1 protein-coding gene is annotated in these 1624 nt (G+C 66.6%); it reads right to left on the bottom strand.

Going from position 1 to position 1624, the window contains the following annotated elements; translation table 11 throughout:
* Positions 1 to 586: 586 nt before the first annotated feature.
* Positions 587 to 1624 (bottom strand): helix-turn-helix transcriptional regulator (locus tag MKK82_RS04365; protein ID WP_243984777.1); only part of this gene is annotated, 1038 nt, incomplete at its 5' end.

Here is a 1624-nt window from a genome sequence, read left to right as displayed (position 1 = left end):
TCTTCTGCGCGCAGGTGAGGGCTTCGAGCTTTGCGGTCGGCACCTCGGCGTCCCGCTCGCCTCCCTTCTGGATGAAGGCGACCAGTTCGGGCTTGCTCATGCGTAGGGTGCGGTCGGCGATATGCATGCCGAGGGAATGGGATCCGATCCGTGTCGACCATGTCGTTCTCCTGTTGCGATCTCGGTTGTGATCTCGGCCGTGTCTCGTTCGGCCGCCGCGGTCCCGGGCCGGAACCCGTCGACCGGTCCCGGTCAGGCACCCTCCGAGCCCGAGGGCTCGATGGCGCTCGCCTGAGACTCGCAGGACCCGACCCCGTCGGTTACGGATCGGTCGTCCCTGGCCCTGTCGTCCCCAGCCCGGTGCTCGGCGCGCTGGCCGGCCCCTCCCCCGGATCGACCCTGAGCGTCACCCGTAGGAGGCCTGCGCGTGGTGCTGTTCACCGCGTCTTCCGACCAGGATCAGCGGCGTCAGAACCCAAGCCGTCGACCAGTGCCGCCGCGTCGTGCCCGAACCGACACTGAAGAACCGGAAGATGTGCGCGTGTCGGGCGCGTTCAATGGTTTATTTATACCGGTAGACTAATCTTTATCCTTCTGTGGTATTGAGGGGAAATCCATTTTCCCGGCCCCACACCACGGCTTCGCTGCGCTTGTGGATGCCGAGCTTGCGATAGAGAGCGGCGCCGTGATTGCGGACCGTGTTGCGCGACAATCCGAGCTTGCGGGCGATGGCGTCGTCGTCGAGGCCCGAGCAGATGAGGGTCAGGATCTGCCGCTCGCGCAAGGTCAGGTTCGGCACCGAACCGTCCGCGCTCTCCCGTCCGGGCCGGCGCAGGTTGGCGAGCTTCTCGATCAGGCCGCGGCTGAACCAGGACGTGTCGGCCATCACGGCCTCGATGGCGTCGAACAGCTCGCGCTCGGTGTGCTTGCGCGCGGTGATGTCCTGCATCACCAGCAACACGAACTCGGCGTCGTTGATGCGCACGCGCTCGGCCGAGACCAAGCAATCGAGATTGGCTCCGCTCTCGTGGCGAAGACAGACCTCGACGCCGAGCAGGAAGCCGTGCCGCTCCAGCGCGGATTCGACCTGCACACGTTGCGAATCGGAAACCCACAGGCCGGCCTCGACGAGACTGCGCCCCACGATCCGGTCCTCGCCCAGGCCGAAGACCCGGGTGAAGGCCTCGTTGACGCCGGTGACGTGGAAATCTTCTGCGCGCGTCAGAACGGTCGGCACCGGCGTCATCCGGAACGCCTTGGCGAAGCGCTCCTCGCTCTGGCGCAGCGCCGTCTCGGCCTTCCGGCGCAGTTCGAGGTCGGCGAAGGTGAACAGCATGCAGGGCTCGTCGCCCATGTCGATGGGCTGGCCGGCCACGATGACGAACCGGCTCCCGCCCTCCGGCAGATCGAGACAGGCCTCCATCTGAGGAATGGTGTCACCGGCGTGGAGCCGGGAAACGGCCAGCTCGCGGTTGCGCGCGTTGGCCAGCACGTCGACCTCGTAGACGCTGCGTCCGATCACGGCATCGCGGGTGAAGCCGGTCATCTCCAGGAAGCCGGTGTTCACCTTGACGTGGCGCAGATCGGACAGCCGCGTGATCACCGCAGGCGCCGGATTGGCGTT

The sequence above is a fragment of the Methylobacterium sp. E-046 genome (assembly GCF_022829625.1).
Taxonomy (GTDB): Bacteria; Pseudomonadota; Alphaproteobacteria; order Rhizobiales; family Beijerinckiaceae; genus Methylobacterium; species Methylobacterium longum.
This window is presented reverse-complemented; position numbering and strand designations above follow the sequence as displayed.